The 16,820-nt window shown below is 70.6% G+C and carries 18 protein-coding genes; 6 read left to right on the top strand and 12 right to left on the bottom strand.

Going from position 1 to position 16,820, the window contains the following annotated elements:
• The first annotated feature begins 9 nt into the window (after positions 1-9).
• The 6 genes from mgt to AB0I83_RS00585 all read left to right on the top strand — a co-directional run bounded on the left by mgt (position 10) and on the right by AB0I83_RS00585 (position 6,423).
• Positions 10-1,206: a macrolide-inactivating glycosyltransferase gene (mgt, locus tag AB0I83_RS00560; RefSeq protein WP_363303057.1), complete on the top strand. Its 1,197-nt coding sequence runs from the start codon at positions 10-12 to the stop codon at positions 1,204-1,206.
• A gap of 370 nt (positions 1,207-1,576) precedes the next feature.
• Positions 1,577-2,779 (top strand): S8 family peptidase, encoded by a 1,203-nt coding sequence (locus AB0I83_RS00565; RefSeq protein WP_356534351.1) that lies wholly within the window; start codon positions 1,577-1,579, stop codon positions 2,777-2,779.
• Between the two features lie 108 nt (positions 2,780-2,887).
• Positions 2,888-3,436, top strand: a complete 549-nt coding sequence (locus AB0I83_RS00570; protein ID WP_363303058.1) for a DUF1697 domain-containing protein — start codon at positions 2,888-2,890, stop codon at positions 3,434-3,436.
• Complete coding sequence (locus AB0I83_RS00575; protein ID WP_363303059.1) at positions 3,429-3,812, top strand: nuclear transport factor 2 family protein; 384 nt, start codon at positions 3,429-3,431, stop codon at positions 3,810-3,812. The genes AB0I83_RS00570 and AB0I83_RS00575 overlap by 8 nt, the downstream gene beginning before the upstream one ends.
• A gap of 553 nt (positions 3,813-4,365) precedes the next feature.
• Positions 4,366-5,280, top strand: a complete 915-nt coding sequence (locus tag AB0I83_RS00580) for a S1 family peptidase (protein WP_356534348.1) — start codon at positions 4,366-4,368, stop codon at positions 5,278-5,280.
• 141 nt (positions 5,281-5,421) lie between these two features.
• Positions 5,422-6,423: a 2-dehydropantoate 2-reductase N-terminal domain-containing protein gene (locus AB0I83_RS00585; protein ID WP_363303060.1), complete on the top strand. Its 1,002-nt coding sequence runs from the start codon at positions 5,422-5,424 to the stop codon at positions 6,421-6,423.
• A 90-nt stretch (positions 6,424-6,513) separates the two neighbouring features.
• Here the strand turns inward: AB0I83_RS00585 and AB0I83_RS00590 are convergent, their stop codons facing one another.
• From AB0I83_RS00590 to AB0I83_RS00645, 12 genes are all read right to left on the bottom strand, one after another.
• The gene (locus AB0I83_RS00590; protein ID WP_363303061.1) at positions 6,514-7,284 is read right to left on the bottom strand and encodes a sirohydrochlorin chelatase; all 771 of its coding nucleotides are present in this window, start codon (positions 7,282-7,284) and stop codon (positions 6,514-6,516) included.
• Positions 7,285-7,289: 5 nt separating this feature from the next.
• Positions 7,290-8,168: an ABC transporter permease gene (locus tag AB0I83_RS00595; RefSeq protein WP_363303062.1), complete on the bottom strand. Its 879-nt coding sequence runs from the start codon at positions 8,166-8,168 to the stop codon at positions 7,290-7,292.
• A complete protein-coding gene (locus AB0I83_RS00600) occupies positions 8,155-8,946 on the bottom strand; it encodes an ABC transporter ATP-binding protein (protein ID WP_356534343.1) in 792 nt (263 codons plus the stop codon). Before AB0I83_RS00600 ends, AB0I83_RS00595 begins: the two co-directional genes overlap by 14 nt.
• 49 nt (positions 8,947-8,995) lie before the next feature.
• Positions 8,996-10,111 carry an aliphatic sulfonate ABC transporter substrate-binding protein gene (locus AB0I83_RS00605; RefSeq protein WP_363303063.1) on the bottom strand — a complete coding sequence of 372 codons (1,116 nt, stop codon included), beginning with the start codon at positions 10,109-10,111 and terminating at the stop codon, positions 8,996-8,998.
• A 264-nt stretch (positions 10,112-10,375) separates the two neighbouring features.
• Complete coding sequence (locus AB0I83_RS00610) at positions 10,376-11,728, bottom strand: GTP-binding protein (RefSeq protein ID WP_363303064.1); 1,353 nt, start codon at positions 11,726-11,728, stop codon at positions 10,376-10,378.
• 1 nt (position 11,729) lies between these two features.
• On the bottom strand, positions 11,730-12,665 hold the full coding sequence (gene cysD / locus AB0I83_RS00615) for a sulfate adenylyltransferase subunit CysD (RefSeq protein ID WP_363303065.1): 936 nt from the start codon (positions 12,663-12,665) through the stop codon (positions 11,730-11,732).
• Complete coding sequence (cysC, locus tag AB0I83_RS00620; protein ID WP_363303066.1) at positions 12,662-13,231, bottom strand: adenylyl-sulfate kinase; 570 nt, start codon at positions 13,229-13,231, stop codon at positions 12,662-12,664. Before cysC ends, cysD begins: the two co-directional genes overlap by 4 nt.
• Positions 13,231-13,947 carry a phosphoadenylyl-sulfate reductase gene (locus AB0I83_RS00625; protein WP_356534334.1) on the bottom strand — a complete coding sequence of 239 codons (717 nt, stop codon included), beginning with the start codon at positions 13,945-13,947 and terminating at the stop codon, positions 13,231-13,233. The genes cysC and AB0I83_RS00625 overlap by 1 nt, the downstream gene beginning before the upstream one ends.
• Positions 13,944-14,123, bottom strand: a complete 180-nt coding sequence (locus tag AB0I83_RS00630; protein ID WP_356534333.1) for a hypothetical protein — start codon at positions 14,121-14,123, stop codon at positions 13,944-13,946. Before AB0I83_RS00630 ends, AB0I83_RS00625 begins: the two co-directional genes overlap by 4 nt.
• Entirely contained in the window at positions 14,120-15,817 is a 1,698-nt protein-coding gene (locus tag AB0I83_RS00635; RefSeq protein WP_363303067.1) for a nitrite/sulfite reductase, read from the bottom strand. The genes AB0I83_RS00630 and AB0I83_RS00635 overlap by 4 nt, the downstream gene beginning before the upstream one ends.
• 112 nt (positions 15,818-15,929) lie before the next feature.
• Entirely contained in the window at positions 15,930-16,013 is an 84-nt protein-coding gene (locus AB0I83_RS00640; RefSeq protein ID WP_349817346.1) for a putative leader peptide, read from the bottom strand.
• A 165-nt stretch (positions 16,014-16,178) separates the two neighbouring features.
• Positions 16,179-16,772, bottom strand: a complete 594-nt coding sequence (locus tag AB0I83_RS00645; protein WP_356534330.1) for a GNAT family N-acetyltransferase — start codon at positions 16,770-16,772, stop codon at positions 16,179-16,181.
• Between the last annotated feature and the right edge of the window lie 48 nt (positions 16,773-16,820).

Genomic DNA, 16,820 nt, shown 5'->3' on the forward strand with positions numbered 1-16,820 from the left:
TCCCGTGGCATGACATCGACCCCGAGCGCCCACATCGCCATGTTCTCCATCGCCGCCCACGGGCACGTGAATCCGAGCCTCGAAGTGATCCGGGAACTCGTCGCCCGTGGGCACCGCGTCAGCTACGCCATCCCCGCCTCGTTCGCCGAGAAGGTCGCCGCCACCGGGGCGGAGCCGGTGATCTACAACTCCGTGCTGCCCACCACCGCGGAGGAGTGGGGCGGTGAACTCATCGATCACTTCGAGCCGTTCCTCGAGGACGCCGTGCAGGCCCTCCCGCAACTGGCGGCGGCCTTCGACGGCGACGAGCCGGATCTCGTCCTGCACGACATCACTTCGTACCCGGCCCGCGTCCTCGCCCACCGGTGGGGCGTACCCGCCGTCCAGCTCTGGCCCAATCTCGTCCCCTGGGAGGGGTACGCCGAGGAGGTGGGGGAGCCCGCGACCGCCGGACTCAAGCAGACCGAACGGGGTCGTGCCTACTACGCGCGCTTCGCCGGCTGGCTCACGGAGAACGGCCTCGGCGACCTCTCCAGCGACGACTTCGTGGCCCGGCCGCGCCGTGGGCTGGTGCTGATCCCGGAGGTGCTCCAGCCGAACGCCGAACGCGTGGACCACGACCGCTTCACCTTCGTCGGCGCCTGCCAGGGGGAGCGGGCCGACCAGGGGGAGTGGAAACGGCCCGCGGGGGCCGATAAGGTCCTGCTCGTCTCGCTCGGCTCCTCGTTCACCGGCGAGCCGGGGTTCTACCGCGCGTGCGTCGAGGCCTTCGGAGGCCTGCCGGACTGGCACGTGGTGCTCCAGATCGGCACGCAGGTCGACCAGGCCGAGCTCGGGCGGATCCCGGCAAACATCGAGGTGTGCTCCTGGGTTCCGCAGTTGTCGGTGCTGAAGCAGGCCGATGCCTTCGTCACGCACGCCGGCGCCGGTGGCAGTCAGGAGGGGCTCGCCACCGGAACCCCGATGGTCGCCGTCCCGCAGGCGGTCGACCAGTTCGGCAACGCGGACGTGCTCCAGTCCCTCGGCGTGGCACGGCACCTGCCGAAGGAGGAGGCGGACGCCGCCGCCCTGCGTGCCGCCGTCCTCGCCCTGGTGGACGATCGCGAGGTCGCCGCGAGGCTCGCGCGGATCCGTGAGCGGATGAGGGGCGAGGGCGGCGCGCGTCGGGCGGCCGACCTGGTCGAGGCCGAACTACCCGCCCGCTGAGGGCGGTCCGCTCCCCGCGTCGGCCGTCCGGCGCCGGGAGCGGCGTGTCGCCCGCGGTGCGCACGAGCGGAACCCGCGTTCCGCTTCGTTGCGCCACAGCGCTGAGCTGCGGTTGTTCGCCGTGGGTCGGGCCGAGTCCACCCGCCCGGCACTCGGATGGGCCCCGGTGTGCGGGAGCGGCCCGGACGGCAATGTCTTATATCGGATGAAGTGCGGCAGTTTTCTGTGGCGAAAGCTTGCCGACTACGTGACGGCTACATGAAGGCCTTGATCTGGGCGCGTCAATCGAGCAGGGTTTCGACCCAACCCCCGGAGATCTTCCGGCCGAGGGTCAATCCCCCCACAAAGAATGACGAGGAGGCCCCTCTTCATGGCAACTCACAAGCGTGCACGCTCGGTCAAGCTCACCGCCGCGATAACCGCAGTCGCAGCGGCCGCCGGTGTCACCCTGTTCGCCACCCCGTTCGCCGGAGCCGCCACCGCACCCGCGACGGGCACCGTGTACGGCGCCGACGCGGCCACGGCCGTGTCCGGCAGCTACATCGTGATGCTGGACCAGAAGACCGACAAGGCCGAACTCGCCGCGGAGTACGGCGGCAAGCTGAAGAGGAACTACAGCTCGGCCATCAACGGCTTCTCCGCCAGCGGCCTCTCCGACACCGAGGCCAAGCGACTCGCGGCCGACCCGGCCGTCTCCAAGGTCGTCCAGAACAAGAAGTTCCACATCGACGCCACGCAGGACAACCCGCCGTCCTGGGGTCTCGACCGGATCGACCAGGCCGAGACCGCGGGCGACGGCGCGTACACCTACCCGGACGCCGCGGGTGACGGTGTCACCGCCTACGTCATCGACACCGGCGTACGCGTCACGCACACCGACTTCGGTGGCCGGGCCACCTCGGGCTTCGACGCCGTGGACAACGACGACGACGCGAACGACGGCAACGGACACGGCACCCACGTGGCCGGGACCATCGCCGGTTCGGCCCACGGTGTCGCCAAGAAGGCCAAGATCGTGGCCGTCCGGGTCCTGGACGACGCCGGCTCGGGCACCACGGAGCAGGTCGTCGCGGGCATCGACTGGGTCACCGCGAACCACGAGGGGCCGTCCGTCGCCAACATGAGCCTGGGCGGGGGCGCCGACCCGGCGCTCGACGCCGCCGTACAGAAGGCCATCGCCTCCGGCGTCACCTTCGCGGTCGCCGCGGGCAACGAGTCGAGCGACGCCGGCGAGGGCTCCCCCTCCCGTGTCCCCGAGGCCATCACCGTCGCCTCGTCCACGAAGGAGGACGAGCAGTCCTCGTTCTCCAACTTCGGTTCGGTCGTGGACATCTATGCTCCCGGCTCGGACATCACGTCGGCCTGGAACGACAGCGACGACGCCACGAACACCATCTCCGGCACGTCCATGGCGACCCCGCACGTGGTCGGTGCCGCGGCCGTGTACCTGGGCGGGCACCCGGACGCCACCCCTGAGGCGGTCGCCACGGCGCTCACCGAGGGAGCCACCCCGGACGCGATCAGCAACGCGACCGAGGGCACGGCGAACAAGCTCCTGAAGATCGTGGAGTAACGAGGCCAGAGGCCGCCGTGCCCTCCCCCACGGGGCACGGCGGCCGCCGTCTGCTCGCCCGGCAGGGGCGTTCGGTCCGATCCGGACCGGAGGCTCTAGGGTGGGTGCATGAGCACGATGTACGCGGCGCTGCTGCGCGGGGTCAACGTCAGCGGCCACCGCCGGGTCCCGATGGCCGAACTCCGCTCGCTGCTCGGGGATCTGGGCCACGAGGACGTCGCCACGTATCTGCAGAGCGGGAACGCCGTGTTCCGCGCAGTGGCGGGCGACGAGAACACCCTGGCTGCCGCTCTGGAGCGGGCCATCGAGGAGCGGTTCGGCTTTCCCGTCGACTGCCTCGTGCGCTCCGCCGCCTACCTCGCGGACGTGGCCGACGCCTGTCCGTTCCCCGCCGCCGAGCTCGAACCGAAGCAGCTGCACGTCACCTACTTCGACAAGTCCGTCGACGCCGCCCGCTTCGCCCCGCTCGACCCCGAAGCCTTCCGCCCCGAGGAGTTCCGGCTCGGGGAGCGCGCCCTCTACCTGTACGCGCCCGACGGGCTCGGCCGTTCCAAGCTCGCCGTGGCACTGGGCCGCCCGGCTCTGAACCGTGACCTCGTGGCGACCAGCCGTAACTGGAACACCGTGGTCAGACTTGTGGAGATGACCCGTGACTGAGCCTTCGCCCGCCGTGGCCGCAGCCATCGAGGGTGAGCTCCGGCTCCTCGACCCCCTGGTGCGAGCCTCCGTGGACCAGCTGGCCACCCTGCTCCACCCCGACTTCCGGGAGATCGGCACCAGTGGCCGGCTGTGGGAGCGGGACACGATCATCGCCATGCTCACCGACCCGGACGCGCCACGTCCCGGACCCCTCACCGCGTCCAGGATGAGAGGCGACCTGCTCGCGCCGGACCTGGTGCATCTCACCTTCGACACCGAGTCCAGGGGGCTGCGCTCCCACCGCAGTTCACTGTGGCGGCTGACCGGAGCCGGCTGGCTCCTCTACTTCCATCAGGCCACGCCGTTCATCGACGATCCGTTCGCCGAGGCCTGACCGGCCGACCGGCGGGCGTTCCGTCATCCTCCTCTGCACATCACGGGGCGGCCTCGCAAGAGTGCCGCCCCGGTCTGATGCGTGCTCGGAACCCGGCCGATTCTCGCCGGAAGGGCTGTTTTCAGCCAACTGGAACGCTCGGGCAAAAGGCAGGTAAAGCGCCTGAACGGACAGCGTTCCGGTGGGCCCGGACCGTGCCCGCCGGCCGCTTGGTGCCGCCGGCTCCCGGGCGGCCGGGGCGTGTGTGAACGCGATGCGCGCGGACAGGATCCGACGTCCGCTCGCCGCTTCGCGCTTTGCTGCAATTCGCCTGGCCGCTCCGTTCGGTGGGCGGACGTCGGCGTTCGGAGGGCACCCGCACGCATATCGGAGTTCACGGTCCGTTCTCCGCCAGGGTCCGGAAGGGGGCCTTGCCACCGGGTCAACCGGAGTCAAGGATTCGAGCCGTGCGGTTGGCAGGTCCACGACCAGAACCCAATTGGTGGTGGAGAGCCGCACAGCACTCGGTCCGCCCACCCAGTGGACCGGTCACCCCCCAAAGACGGAGGATCCTGTGACCTTCAAGCGCTTCGCTCCTCTCGGTTCGCTCTCCAGACGCGCTCGCCTCATCGCCGCGACCTCAGGTCTGGTCACGGCCGTGGCGCTTGCCGCCCCCACCGCTGTCGCACAGGCCGCACCGGACACCGTGACGAAGGCGGAACTGGCGTCGGCCAGCTCGGCCGTGGGCGGCGCCGACATCGCCGGCACCGCCTGGTACACGGAGGCGAGCACCGGCAAGGTCGTCGTGACCGTCGACAGCACGGTCAGCGCTGCCGAGATCGCCACGATCAAGAAGTCGGTCACCGACTCGGGCGCCAAGGCCGACATCAACCGTACCGAGGGCACGTTCAACAAGCTCATCGCCGGCGGGCAGGCCATCTACGCCGGCGGTGGACGCTGCTCCCTCGGCTTCAACGTCCGCAGCGGCAGCACCTACTACGCGCTGACCGCGGGGCACTGCACCGAGATCGGCAGCACCTGGTACACCAACTCGGGCCAGACCACCTCCCTCGGTACGCGGGCGGGCTCCAGCTTCCCCACCAACGACTACGGTCTGATCCGGCACTCCAACTCCGCAGCCGCTGACGGCCGGGTCTACCTCTACAACGGCAGCTACCAGGACATCACCTCCGCCGGCAACGCCACCGTCGGACAGTCCGTCAAGCGCAGTGGCTCCACCACCGGGGTCCACAGCGGCACCGTCACCGGCCTCAACGCGACGGTCAACTACGGCGGCGGCGACGTCGTCTACGGCATGATCCAGACCAACGTCTGCGCCGAGCCCGGCGACAGCGGCGGCTCGCTCTTCGCCGGCAGCACCGCACTGGGCCTCACCTCGGGCGGCAGCGGCAACTGCAGCTCGGGCGGCACCACGTTCTTCCAGCCCGTCACGGAGGCGCTGAGCGCCTACGGCGTCAGCGTCTTCTAGTCGCGACCTGAGCCACCGGCACCATCTGATCCACCTGATCCACCTGAACGACTCGTACCCCCGGCGGGCCGCGCTCCCTGAGCGCGGCCCGTCGCCGTATCCGCTTTCCCCGTGCCGCGGTGCTGTGCGAGGCTCGCCCGTATGCGCTACATCATCGTGGGAGCGGGCGCCGTCGGCGGCGCCCTGGGCGGACGGCTGGCCGAGGTGGGCCACGAGGTGGTGCTGGTCGCACGGGGAGCGCAGTACACCGCCCTGCGCGACGACGGGCTCCGTCTCACCACACCCGAAGGCACCCGCACCCACCGCCTCCCCGTCGTCGACGGCCCGGCCGCACTGCGTCTCGGAGAGGGCGACGTACTCGTCCTCGCCGTCAAGACGCAGGACGCCGCCGAGGCGCTCGACACCTGGAGCGCCGTCCCCGTGGAGGGCGGCGGAACGGCCGGGGAGCGGCTGCCCCTGATCTGCGCGCAGAACGGCGTCGAGGGCGAACGCCTGGCCCTGCGCCGCTTCCACCGCGTCTACGGCTGCTGCGTCTACCTCCCCGCGACGTTCGTGGAGCCCGGCAGGGTCCTCGCCGCCGGAGCCCCGCTCACCGGCATCCTGCACCTCGGCCGGTACCCGTCCGGCGCCGACGACACCGTGCGAGCCGTCGCGGCGGACTGGGCGAAGGCGAAGCTGGAGGCACCCGTCGTACCCGACGTGATGCGCTGGAAGTACGCCAAACTGCTCTCCAACCTCGCCAACGCGATCGAGGCGGCAACCGGTGTGATCGACGGTCCCGAGGGCCGCGCCCTGTTCGACCGGGCGTCGGAGGAGGGGCGGGCGGTGCTCGCGGCCGCCGGGATCGAGGCCGCCGGAGCCGCCGAGCAGGCCGCCGCGCGCGGCGACAGGATCCGTTTCGACCCGTTCGACGGCTCGGCACGAGGCGGAGGATCGTCCTGGCAGAGCCTCACCCGGGGTACGGGCACCATCGAGGCCGACTACCTCAACGGCGAGATCGCCCTGCTCGGGCGGCTGCACGGTGTCCCGACGCCCGTCAACGACGTCCTGCGGCGCACCGCCGACGCCTTCGCCCGCGAGCGGCGGGCGGCCGGGTCCATGACGGTGGCCGAACTCGTCGCGCTGGTGGACGCGGAGGCCTGAGCGGTGTGGAAGCCCGTCGGCGTCGTCGTACGGGTACGCGGCGGGCGCCTTCCACCGCACCGGGCACGACGTCGGGAGCGGGGCGCGCCCTCAATCGCCCGGCGTCGTCCGCCCGAGCGCCGGGACACGCGCTTCGTCGTACCGGGTGAGCAGGAGCCGGGCCAGTGCGGGGGACGGGCCGAGCACGCCGGACAGGACGTCGGCACCGGCCTCCTCCGCACCCGCGGCGATACGGTCGGGCAGACGGCCGGGGGCGATGACGTACGGGGCGACCGCCACCCGCCGGATGCCGTCGGCCCGCAGGCCGCGCACCACCTCCGCCGTACGGGAGAAGCCCCCGGCGACCGCGGCGGAGGCGAACGCAGGCCGCACGGCGCACCAACCGGTGTGCCGCAGCTCCCGCGCGATTTCAGCGATCACTGCGATCGCCTCCGGGTCCGTGGAGCCCGCCGAGGCCAGGACCAGCCCGGTCGAGGCCTTGTCGGCGGACGAGAGCCCCGCCTCGGCGAGCCGCTGCTCCAGCGCGGAGTTCAGCAGGGGTGACGGGCCGAGTACACCGGCCTGGCTGATCCGCAGCCCGGGGAGCCGTGCCCGGGCCTCGTCCAGCACCGAGGGGATGTCCGCCTTGGCGTGGAAGGCGCGGGTCAGCAGCAGCGGAAGGGCCACGACCTCGTCCGCCCCCTCCGCCGCCAGACGTTCCAGCACCCCGGGCACCGACGGGGCGTCGAAGTCGAGGAAGCCGCTCTCCACGCGCAGCCCGGACCGCAGCGACCGCACCCGCGCGGTGAGCGCGTGCACGGTCGCCGCGTGCCGCGGGTCGCGGCTGCCGTGGGCGACGACGAGGAGAACAGGGGCAGACATGTCACTCAGCTCTTGACGAGGAGACCGCGGCTGCGCAGGACGCGCCGCTCCAGGGGGCTGAAGATCAGCAGGTCGATCGCGATGCCGACGAACAGGATGAGCAGGATGGCAAGGAAGATACCCGGCATGTCGAAGTTGTTGCGGCCGTTCTCCAGCAACTGGCCGAGTCCCAGACCGAGGTCGGGCGACGAGGCGATGATCTCGGCGGCCATCAGCGAACGCCAGGAGAACGCCCAGCCCTGCTTGAGACCCGCGAGGTAGCCGGGCAGGGACGCCGGCAGGACGATGTGGATCGTCCCCCGCAGCCCGGTCGCCCCTATCGTGCGGCCCGCGCGCAGGAACAGCGGCGGCACCTGGTCGACACCGGAGACCAGACCGTTGGCCACGGACGGGACGGCGCCGAGCAGGATCACCGCGTACATCGTCTTGTCGTCCAGGCCGAGCCAGATGATGGCCGGCGCCACCCATGCCACGGACGGCAGGGACTGCAACCCGGACAGGATCGGGCCTATCGCCGCCCGGACCACCTTCACCCGCGCGACCAGCAGACCCAGCGGGGTGCCGATCACGACGGCCATCACGAAGCCCAGCAGTCCGCGCGACACACTGGTCCAGATGACCTCCAGCAGAGTCCCCTGGGCCCACATGTCGGTCAGGCTGTCCCAGACGGCGCCGGGCGGCGGCAGCTTGTAGTCGTCGGTGACCTTCGCCCAGACCAGCAGCTGCCAGACGAGGACGACGAGAAGGACCGCGACGACCGGCGGCAGGACCTTGTCGAGCAGCACCTCGCGCGTCGGCGTCCGGCGTACCTGCACGGCGTCGAGCGCGTCCAGGCCCGCTTCGAGACCTGCCAGGTCGTCGGCCCTTGTCTCAGTGCTGGCCATGACGGCGGATCTCCCCACGCAGTTGTTCGGTGATCTCGACGGACAGCTCCGCCACCGCGGTGTCCTCGATACGGCGGGGCTGCTCGATGTCGACCGTCCACTCCCGGGCGATCCGGCCGGGGCGCGACGACAGCAGGACGACGCGCTGTGCGAGCCGCACCGCCTCGCGCACGTTGTGGGTGACGAAGAGGACCGTCGCGTTCGTCTCGCGCCAGATCCGTGTCAGCTCGTCGTGCAGCACGTCGCGGGTGATGGCGTCGAGCGCCGCGAAGGGCTCGTCCATCAGGAGGAGTTGGCTGTCCTGGGCGAGTGCCCGGGCCATCGCCACCCGCTGGCGCATCCCTCCCGACAGCTCGTGCACCCGCTTCCCGTACGCCCCGCCGAGGCGCACGAGTTCGAGCAGCCGCTCCGCCTCCGGGCGGCGGTCCGACTTCGGCACCCCGCGCAGCCGCAGGGCCAGTTCGATGTTCTTGCCCGCGGTCAGCCACGGGAAGAGCGCGTGCTCCTGGAACATCAGGGCCGGCCGCCCGCCGGGGGTCTCGATCGACCCCGCGGTCGGGCGGTCGAGTCCCGCCACCAGGTTCAGCAGTGTGGACTTGCCGCACCCGGAGGCTCCCAGGAGGGTGACGAACTCACCCGGAGCGACATCGAGCGTGATGTCGTCCAGGACGAGCTGCTGCCCCGCGGGTCCGGCGAAGGACTTGGAGACGTGATTGATGCGAGCGGCGTACTCGACCGCTGCACGGTCCTCGGCCTTGGTGAGGGTGGTGGTCGCCATGGTCGTCACCTCCTGGGAGTCGTCAGGAATCCTGGTGCGGTCGGGTGGGCTACTTCGCGCCGAGTCCGGCGTCGGCGACCGCGGGCTGTCCCGCTGCCTTCAGGATCTTGTTCAGCGGCTTCAGGTCGTAGATGCCGCCCAGGTCGGGCTTCTCCAGCAGACCGGCCTTGACCGCGTGGTCCGCCTGCGCCTGGAGCGTCGCGGCCAGCGGGTCGTCGGTGATCTGGATGGACGCCCACGCCGGGTCCAGGACCTCGGCGGGCAGGGCCTTGCCGCTCAGCTTCTCCAGCGCGCTGTTGGCCGAGGCCTTCGCCTTGTCAGGGTTGGCGTTGATCCACTTGTTGGTGTTCACCGTGCCGCGCAGCACCGCGTCCACGACGTCCGGGTGCTCGGAGAGGAACTTCTGCGACACGATGATGTTCGTGATGACGAACTTGTCGTCCGGCCACAGCTTCGACTCGTCGAGCAGGACCTTGCCGCCCTCGGCCACCAGCTTCGAGGCCGTCGGCTCGGGGACCCAGGCGCCGTCCAGGGCACCGGACTTGAAGGCGTCCGGAGTGACCTTGTTGTCCGAGCGGACCACGGAGACGTCACCCTTGCCGCTCTGGGCGTCGACCTTCCAGCCCCTCTCGGAGATCCAGTTGAGGAACGCCACGTCCTGGGTGTTGCCGAGCTGCGGGGTGGCGATCTTCTTGCCCTTGACGTCGTCCAGGGTCTTGATCTTCTTCGGGTCCACGACCAGCTTCACGCCGCCGGACGCCGAGCCGCCGATGATGCGCAGGCTCTGGCCCTTGGACTTGGCGTAGCCGTTGATCGAGGGGGAGGGGCCGATGAAGCCGATGTCGATCGAACCCGCGTTGAGCGCCTCGATCTCGGAGGGCCCGGCGTTGAACGTCGAGGGCTTGACCGCGGTGCCGCCCAGCTCCTTGGCTATGAGGCCCTCCTGGATACCGACCAGGGCGGTGGCGTGCGTGAGGTTCGGGAAGTACCCGATCTTCACGGTGTCCGTGGAGAGCTTCTTCCCGTCGGCGGAGACGTTCGACTTCTCGGCGTCGTCGTCCTTCGCCTCGGAGCCGTAGCCGCAGGCGGTGAGCGCCACGGCGAGCAACGGCAGAGCGGCGGCAGCGGCGAGGCTGCGGCGGAGAGTGGTACGGGTGGCTGGCACGGGAGGCTTTCCTCTCGTAGGCCCGGTGCTCACATCCCCCGGAAACCGGGTGGCGCGGCAGGGCGGTCGGCAGGTCTTCGTCTGAGCGGGCGGTGCGGTCGGGCGCGCAGGCAGTGCGCGTACGTCATCACGCACATCGCCCGACCCCGCCCAGTCCTCCCCCGAGCTCTCGACTTCGCTCGACCAGGGGGCACCCCCACCCCAGGGCGCCGCTGCCGACGCGGCCGCCCTCCTTCGCGAAGGTCGAGAAGAAATCGGTCGTCATCAGAAGTCCCACTCCGCGTCCTCGGCCGAGGTGTCCGCCTCTTCGGCCCCTGCGGCGACAGCGGCGAACGAGGCGCCCGCCATGCCGGCCGACAGCGTCGTGCCGTCGGAGGGATCGATCAACAGGAACGATCCGGTACGCCGCGAGTCCGCGTAGGTGTCGAGCGCGAGCGGCTCGGCGGTACGGACCACGACCCGGCCGATGTCGTTGGCCACCAGTTGCCCGGGCGCCGGGTGCTGGGAGAGGTCGTCCAGCGTCAGGCGCGACGGGATGTCCTTGACGATCGCCTTGACCGTGCGGGTGGTGTGCTTGAGCAGCACCCGTTGGCCGACGGTGAGCGCCCGGTCCGCGACGTGGCAGACGGTCGCCTCGACGTCCTGCGTGACCGCGGGGGCGTCGTCCGCCGGAGCGAGCAGGTCGCCGCGCGACACGTCGATGTCGTCGGACAGACGGATCGTCACCGACTGCGGGGCCCAGGCGACTTCGACGCTCTCGCCGAGCGCATCGATGCCCTCGATCGTCGTGGTGCGTCCGGACGGCAGCACGGAGACGGTCTCGCCGACCCGGAACACCCCGGCGGCTATCTGGCCGGCGTACCCCCGGTAGTCGGGGTACTCGGCGGTCTGCGGGCGGATGACGTACTGCACCGGGAAGCGCGCGTGGCACTCCGTCAGGTCGTGGCTGACCGGGACCGTCTCCAGGTGTTCCAGGACGGTCGGGCCGCCGTACCAGTCCATGTGGGCGGACGGCTCGACGACGTTGTCGCCGGCCAGGGCCGAGATCGGGATCGCGGTGATCTCCGGTACCCCGAGGGAGGCGGCGTACGCGGTGAACTCCTTGGCGATCGCGGCGAACACGGGTTCCGCGTACTCCACGAGGTCCATCTTGTTGACGGCGAGGACGACGTGCGGGACACGCAGCAGGGCCGCGACGGCCGCGTGCCGGCGGGTCTGCTCGACCACGCCGTTGCGGGCGTCGACCAGCACGACCGCCAGCTCGGCGGTGGAGGCGCCGGTGACCATGTTCCGTGTGTACTGCACATGGCCCGGGGTGTCGGCCAGGATGAACCGGCGCCTGGGCGTGGCGAAGTAGCGGTAGGCCACGTCGATGGTGATGCCCTGCTCGCGCTCGGCCCGCAGGCCGTCGGTGAGCAGCGCCAGGTCGGGCGCCTCCTGGCCGCGGTTGGTGGAGGCCAGCGCGACGGCTTCCAGCTGGTCGGTGAGGACCGACTTGGAGTCGTGCAGCAGGCGCCCGACGAGGGTGGACTTGCCGTCGTCGACCGAACCGGCCGTGGCGAACCGCAGGAGGGTGGTGGCCGAGAGCTGCTCTGCCGACAGGATGGGTGTGGTCATTTTAGAAGTACCCCTCGCGCTTGCGGTCTTCCATCGCGGCCTCGGACATCTTGTCGTCGGCGCGGGTCGCGCCCCGCTCGGTGAGGCGGGACGCGGCGATCTCCGTGATCACGGCGTCCAGGGTGGTGGCGTCGGAGTCGACGGCGCCGGTGCAGGACATGTCGCCGACGGTGCGGTACCGCACCTGCCTGGTCTCGGTCTTCTCGTGGTCCTTGGGACCACCCCACTCGCCCGCGGTCAGCCACATCCCGGAACGGCTGAAGACCTCGCGCTCGTGGGCGAAGTAGATCTCGGGGAGTTCGATGCCCTCGCGCTCGATGTACTGCCAGACGTCGAGCTCGGTCCAGTTGGAGATCGGGAAGACCCGGACGTGCTCGCCGGGGGCGTGGCGGCCGTTGTAGAGCTGCCACAGCTCGGGGCGCTGGCGGCGCGGGTCCCACTGGGAGAACTCGTCGCGCAGCGAGAAGACCCGTTCCTTGGCCCGCGCCTTCTCCTCGTCGCGACGCCCGCCGCCGAACACGGCGTCGAAGCGGTGCTGCTGGATGGCCTCGGTGAGCGGGACCGTCTGGAGCGGGTTGCGGGTGCCGTCCGGGCGCTCGCGGAGCTTCCCGGCGTCGATGTACTCCTGCACGGAGGCGACGTGCAGACGCAGCCCGTGCTTCTCGACGGTGCGGTCGCGGTACTCGAGCACCTCGGGGAAGTTGTGCCCGGTGTCCACGTGCAGCAGCGTGAACGGCACGGGCGCCGGCGCGAACGCCTTCAGAGCCAGGTGCAGCATCAGGATCGAGTCCTTGCCGCCGGAGAACAGGATCACCGGCCGCTCGAACTCACCCGCCACCTCACGGAAGATGTGCACGGCCTCCGACTCCAGGGAGTCCAGATGGCTCAGCGCGTACGGGTTGACGGTGCCTCCCGGCACGGTGGCGACGGTGCTCACGCCAGGCCCCTCTCGGTGAGCAGCGCACGAAGCGCCGCTGCGGACTCCTGCACGGTCTGCTGGTGCGACTCGATCCGCAGATCCGGCGACACGGGTGCCTCGTAGGGGTCGTCGACCCCGGTGAGACCACTGATCTCGCCCGCCGCCTGCTTGGCGTACAGCCCCTTCACGTCGCGCACGGAGCACACCTCGACCGGAGTGGCGACGTGTACCTCCAGATACGCGGTGCCCTCCTGCTGATGACGCTTGCGCACCGCGTCACGGCTGTCGGCGTACGGCGCGATGACCGGGACCAGGACCTTCACGCCGTTGGCGGCGAGCAGTTCGGCCACGAAGCCGATGCGGGCCACGTTGGTGTGCCGGTCCTCGCGGGAGAAGCCGAGGCCCGCGGAGAGGAACTCCCGGATCTCGTCGCCGTCCAGCACCTCGACCCGGTGCCCGTCACCGCGCAGCCGGCCCGCCAGTTCGTACGCGATGGTGGTCTTGCCGGCGCTCGGCAGACCGGTGAGCCAGACGGTTGCTCCCGTCTCCGTCACGCTCATCGATATCTCCTGATCAGTCGTCATCAGCCGTGCAGCCCGCATTCGGTCTTGCCGCGTCCGGCCCAGCGTCCGGCCCGTGCGTCCTCGCCCTCCAGCACCCGGCGGGTGCAGGGTGCGCAGCCGACGGAGGCGTAACCGTCCATCAGGAGCGGGTTGGTCAGGACGCCGTGCTCGGCGACGTAGGCGTCCACATCATCCTGCGTCCAGCGGGCGATCGGCGAGACCTTCACCTTGCGGCGCTTCTCGTCCCAGCCGACGACGGGAGTACCTGCCCGGGTGGCCGACTCGTCACGTCGCAGTCCTGTCGCCCACGCGGTGTACCCGGTCAGCCCCACTTCCAGGGGCTTGACCTTGCGCAGCGCGCAGCACAGGTCGGGATCGCGGTCGTGCAGCCGCGGCCCGTACTCGGCGTCCTGTTCGGCGACCGACTGACGCGGAGTCAGCGTGATGAGGTTGACGTCCATCACCGCGCCCACCGCGTCCCGGGTGCCGATGGTCTCCTCGAAGTGGTAGCCCGTGTCCAGGAAGACCACGTCCACGCCGGGCAAGGCCCGCGAGGCCAGGTGTGCGACGACCGCGTCCTCCATGGAGGAGGTGACGCAGAAGCCCTGGCCGAAGGTGTCCGCGGCCCACTTCAGGATGTCGCTCGCCGATGCGTCCTCGAGATCACGCCCGGCCCGTACGGCCAGCTCCCTCAGAGCCTCGTCGGTGAGCCGGTCGGCTCGCAGGGTGTCCGTCATGCTCCGTCCCCTTCGGCGTCGTCGCGCTTCAGTCCCTGGGCCAGCAGGCCCAGGAACTTCAGCTGGAACGCCCGGTTGCAGGACGCGCATTCCCAGGCGCCGTGGCCGGCCTCGTGCGGGCGCAGGTCCTCGTCGCCGCAGTAGGGGCAGTAGAACGGCGCGGCTCGTTCGCTCATGACAGCGACTCCGCGTCCGCGCGCGCCGCCCAGGTCGCGAAGCGCTCGCCGTCCTCGCGCTGCTCCTGGAAGTTGCCCAGCACCCGCTCGACGTAGTCGGGCAGTTCGGCCGAGGTGACCTTCAGGCCACGGACCTTGCGGCCGAAGCCGGCCTCCAGGCCGAGCGCGCCGCCGAGGTGCACCTGGTAGCCCTCGACCTGGTTGCCCTCGCCGTCCAGCATGAGCTGGCCCTTGAGGCCGATGTCCGCGGTCTGGATCCGGGCGCAGGCGTTGGGGCAGCCGTTGATGTTGATCGTGAGCGGCTCCTCGAAGTCCGGCATACGGCGCTCGAGTTCGTCGATGAGCGCGGCGCCCCGCGCCTTCGTCTCGACGATCGCCAGCTTGCAGAACTCGATGCCGGTGCAGGCCATCGTGCCGCGCCGGAAGGGTGAGGCGTCGACCTGGAAGCCCAGGGCCACCAGACCGGCCTTCAGCGACTCGACCCGGTCCTGCTCGACGTCCAGGATCAGCATCTTCTGCTCGACGGTGGTACGCACCCGCCCCGAGCCGTGCGCCTCGGCCAGATCGGCGATCTTGGCCAGGGTGGAGCCGTCCACCCGGCCCACGCGCGGCGCGAACCCGACGTAGAAGCGGCCGTCCTGCTGCGCGTGCACGCCGATGTGGTCGCGCCAGCGGGAGGAGGGCTGTGCGGGCGGCGGTCCGTCCAGCAGCGGGCGCTTGAGGTACTCGTCCTGGAGGATTTGGCGGAACTTCTCCGGACCCCAGTCGGCCATCAGGAACTTCAGGCGGGCGCGCGTACGCAGCCGGCGGTAGCCGTAGTCGCGGAAGATCCCGACGACACCGGCCCACACGTCGGGGACCTCGTCCAGCGGCACCCATGCGCCCAGCCGCTCCGCGAACCGCGGATTGGTGGAGAGCCCGCCGCCCACCCACAGGTCGAAGCCGGGGCCGTGCTCGGGGTGGTCGACGCCGACGAAGGCGATGTCGTTGATCTCGTGCACCACGTCCTGGACCGGCGATCCCGAGATCGCGGTCTTGAACTTGCGGGGCAGGTTGGAGAACTCCTTGCTGCCGATGTAGCGCTCGTGGATCTCGTCGACCGCCGGCGTGCCGTCGATGATCTCGTCCGCGGCGATGCCGGCCACCGGCGAACCGATGATCACGCGGGGGCAGTCGCCGCAGGCCTCGGTGGTCGAGAGCCCCACGGCCTCCAGCTTCGCCCAGATCGCGGGCACGTCCTCGATGCGGATCCAGTGCAGCTGGACGTTCTGCCGGTCGGTGATGTCGGCGGTGCCGCGCGCGTACTCCTCGGAGATCTCGCCGATGACGCGCAGTTGAGCGGTGGTCAGCCGTCCGCCGTCGATGCGCACGCGGAGCATGAAGTAGCGGTCGTCCAGCTCCTCCGGCTCCAGCACCGCAGTCTTGCCGCCGTCGATGCCGGGACGCCGCTGCGTGTACAGGCCCCACCAGCGCATGCGCCCGCGAAGGTCGTTCGGGTCGATGGAGTCGAAACCGCGCTTGGAGTAGATCGTCTCGATGCGTGTCCGCACGTTGAGACTGTCGTCGTCCTTCTTGAACTGCTCGTTGCCGTTCAGCGGAGTGAAGTGACCCATGGCCCACTGACCTTCACCACGGTGACGTCCGGCCTTGCGGCGGGGCGTGGCGGTAGCAGGCTTCTCGGGGATGGCGGCCATGGCAATACGTCCTTCGGGACTGCAGGAGGGCGGCTCTGAACTGCACACCCGCGTGAGGCGCGGCGGTGCGCAGGGATGGAGCGGAATCAGGAGATCGCGGTGCTGGAGACTCTCAGCGGACCGGACAGATGGCGCTGGACATGCGGCCGAGGTCGACGTGCCGCCGACTCACCAAGGCAATTCCAGTTCCGGACATGGCCAGAGCGTGTCACGCGGATCTCGGGCCAGTCCACCACGATCCATCATGTGGACGCGATGGTCCCGAAATGCGAGACGCTGTGGCATCCGTCACGCCGCCCTGTCGACAAAGCGATGTGATGGGGCCCGCCGGACGCCCGACCGGGGGCGCGCGGGGCAGGGGTCAGGCGTGCGCACCTGGCCAGGGGCCCGGGTTCGCGACGTGCGGCTCCTGCTCGATCCGCGTGTCGGCCAGCCTGAATCCACGCCGCAGGTAGTTGTCCATGGCGTGCGGGCCGTCGTTCGAGCAGGTGTGCAGCCACACCCGCGCGGTGGGCTTACGGCCCGGGTGGCGCTCGGCCAGGTCCCATGCGCGCGCGGTGCCGTAGGACAGCAGGTGCCCGCCCGTCCCACGCCCCCGGAAGGAGGGGATCAGCCCGAAGTAGGCGATCTCGACCGCGCCGTCCGCCTGGGCGTCGAGCTCCATGAACCCGGCGGGGGTCCCGTTCTCGTACGCCACCCAGGTCTCCGCCCCCGGACGGTCCAGGATCTCCTGCCACCCCGCGTACGTCAGGCCCAGCCGGTCGGTCCACCGGAGGTCCCCTCCCACGGACGTGTAGAGGAACCGGCTGAACTCCGGCAGTGGCGTCTCCGAGCGTACGACCGTCACTCCGGCCGCCGGAGCGGCGGAGGGGCTCAGGTCGGCGGGCGACGTCTGCTCGAGGTACCAGACGGTCACGTCGGAGACGGGGGCTGCGGAGGCTGCGGAGTCGCTCATAGCGGCCAGAGAAGCACGGCCGGGCCCCCACGCCCAAACCCGGCCATC

It is taken from the genome of Streptomyces sp. NPDC049970, assembly GCF_040660235.1.
GTDB lineage: Bacteria > Actinomycetota > Actinomycetes > Streptomycetales > Streptomycetaceae > Streptomyces.

Coding starts and splice junctions, on each gene's coding strand:
- mgt (WP_363303057.1), top strand. CDS start 10: ATGACATCGACCCCGAGCGCCCACATCGCCATGTTCTCCATCGCCGCC.
- AB0I83_RS00565 (WP_356534351.1), top strand. CDS start 1,577: ATGGCAACTCACAAGCGTGCACGCTCGGTCAAGCTCACCGCCGCGATA.
- AB0I83_RS00570 (WP_363303058.1), top strand. CDS start 2,888: ATGAGCACGATGTACGCGGCGCTGCTGCGCGGGGTCAACGTCAGCGGC.
- AB0I83_RS00585 (WP_363303060.1), top strand. CDS start 5,422: ATGCGCTACATCATCGTGGGAGCGGGCGCCGTCGGCGGCGCCCTGGGC.
- AB0I83_RS00590 (WP_363303061.1), bottom strand. CDS start 7,284: ATGTCTGCCCCTGTTCTCCTCGTCGTCGCCCACGGCAGCCGCGACCCG.
- AB0I83_RS00595 (WP_363303062.1), bottom strand. CDS start 8,168: ATGGCCAGCACTGAGACAAGGGCCGACGACCTGGCAGGTCTCGAAGCG.
- AB0I83_RS00600 (WP_356534343.1), bottom strand. CDS start 8,946: ATGGCGACCACCACCCTCACCAAGGCCGAGGACCGTGCAGCGGTCGAG.
- AB0I83_RS00610 (WP_363303064.1), bottom strand. CDS start 11,728: ATGACCACACCCATCCTGTCGGCAGAGCAGCTCTCGGCCACCACCCTC.
- cysC (WP_363303066.1), bottom strand. CDS start 13,231: ATGACGACTGATCAGGAGATATCGATGAGCGTGACGGAGACGGGAGCA.
- AB0I83_RS00625 (WP_356534334.1), bottom strand. CDS start 13,947: ATGACGGACACCCTGCGAGCCGACCGGCTCACCGACGAGGCTCTGAGG.
- AB0I83_RS00630 (WP_356534333.1), bottom strand. CDS start 14,123: ATGAGCGAACGAGCCGCGCCGTTCTACTGCCCCTACTGCGGCGACGAG.
- AB0I83_RS00635 (WP_363303067.1), bottom strand. CDS start 15,817: ATGGCCGCCATCCCCGAGAAGCCTGCTACCGCCACGCCCCGCCGCAAG.
- AB0I83_RS00640 (WP_349817346.1), bottom strand. CDS start 16,013: ATGTCCGGAACTGGAATTGCCTTGGTGAGTCGGCGGCACGTCGACCTC.
- AB0I83_RS00645 (WP_356534330.1), bottom strand. CDS start 16,772: ATGAGCGACTCCGCAGCCTCCGCAGCCCCCGTCTCCGACGTGACCGTC.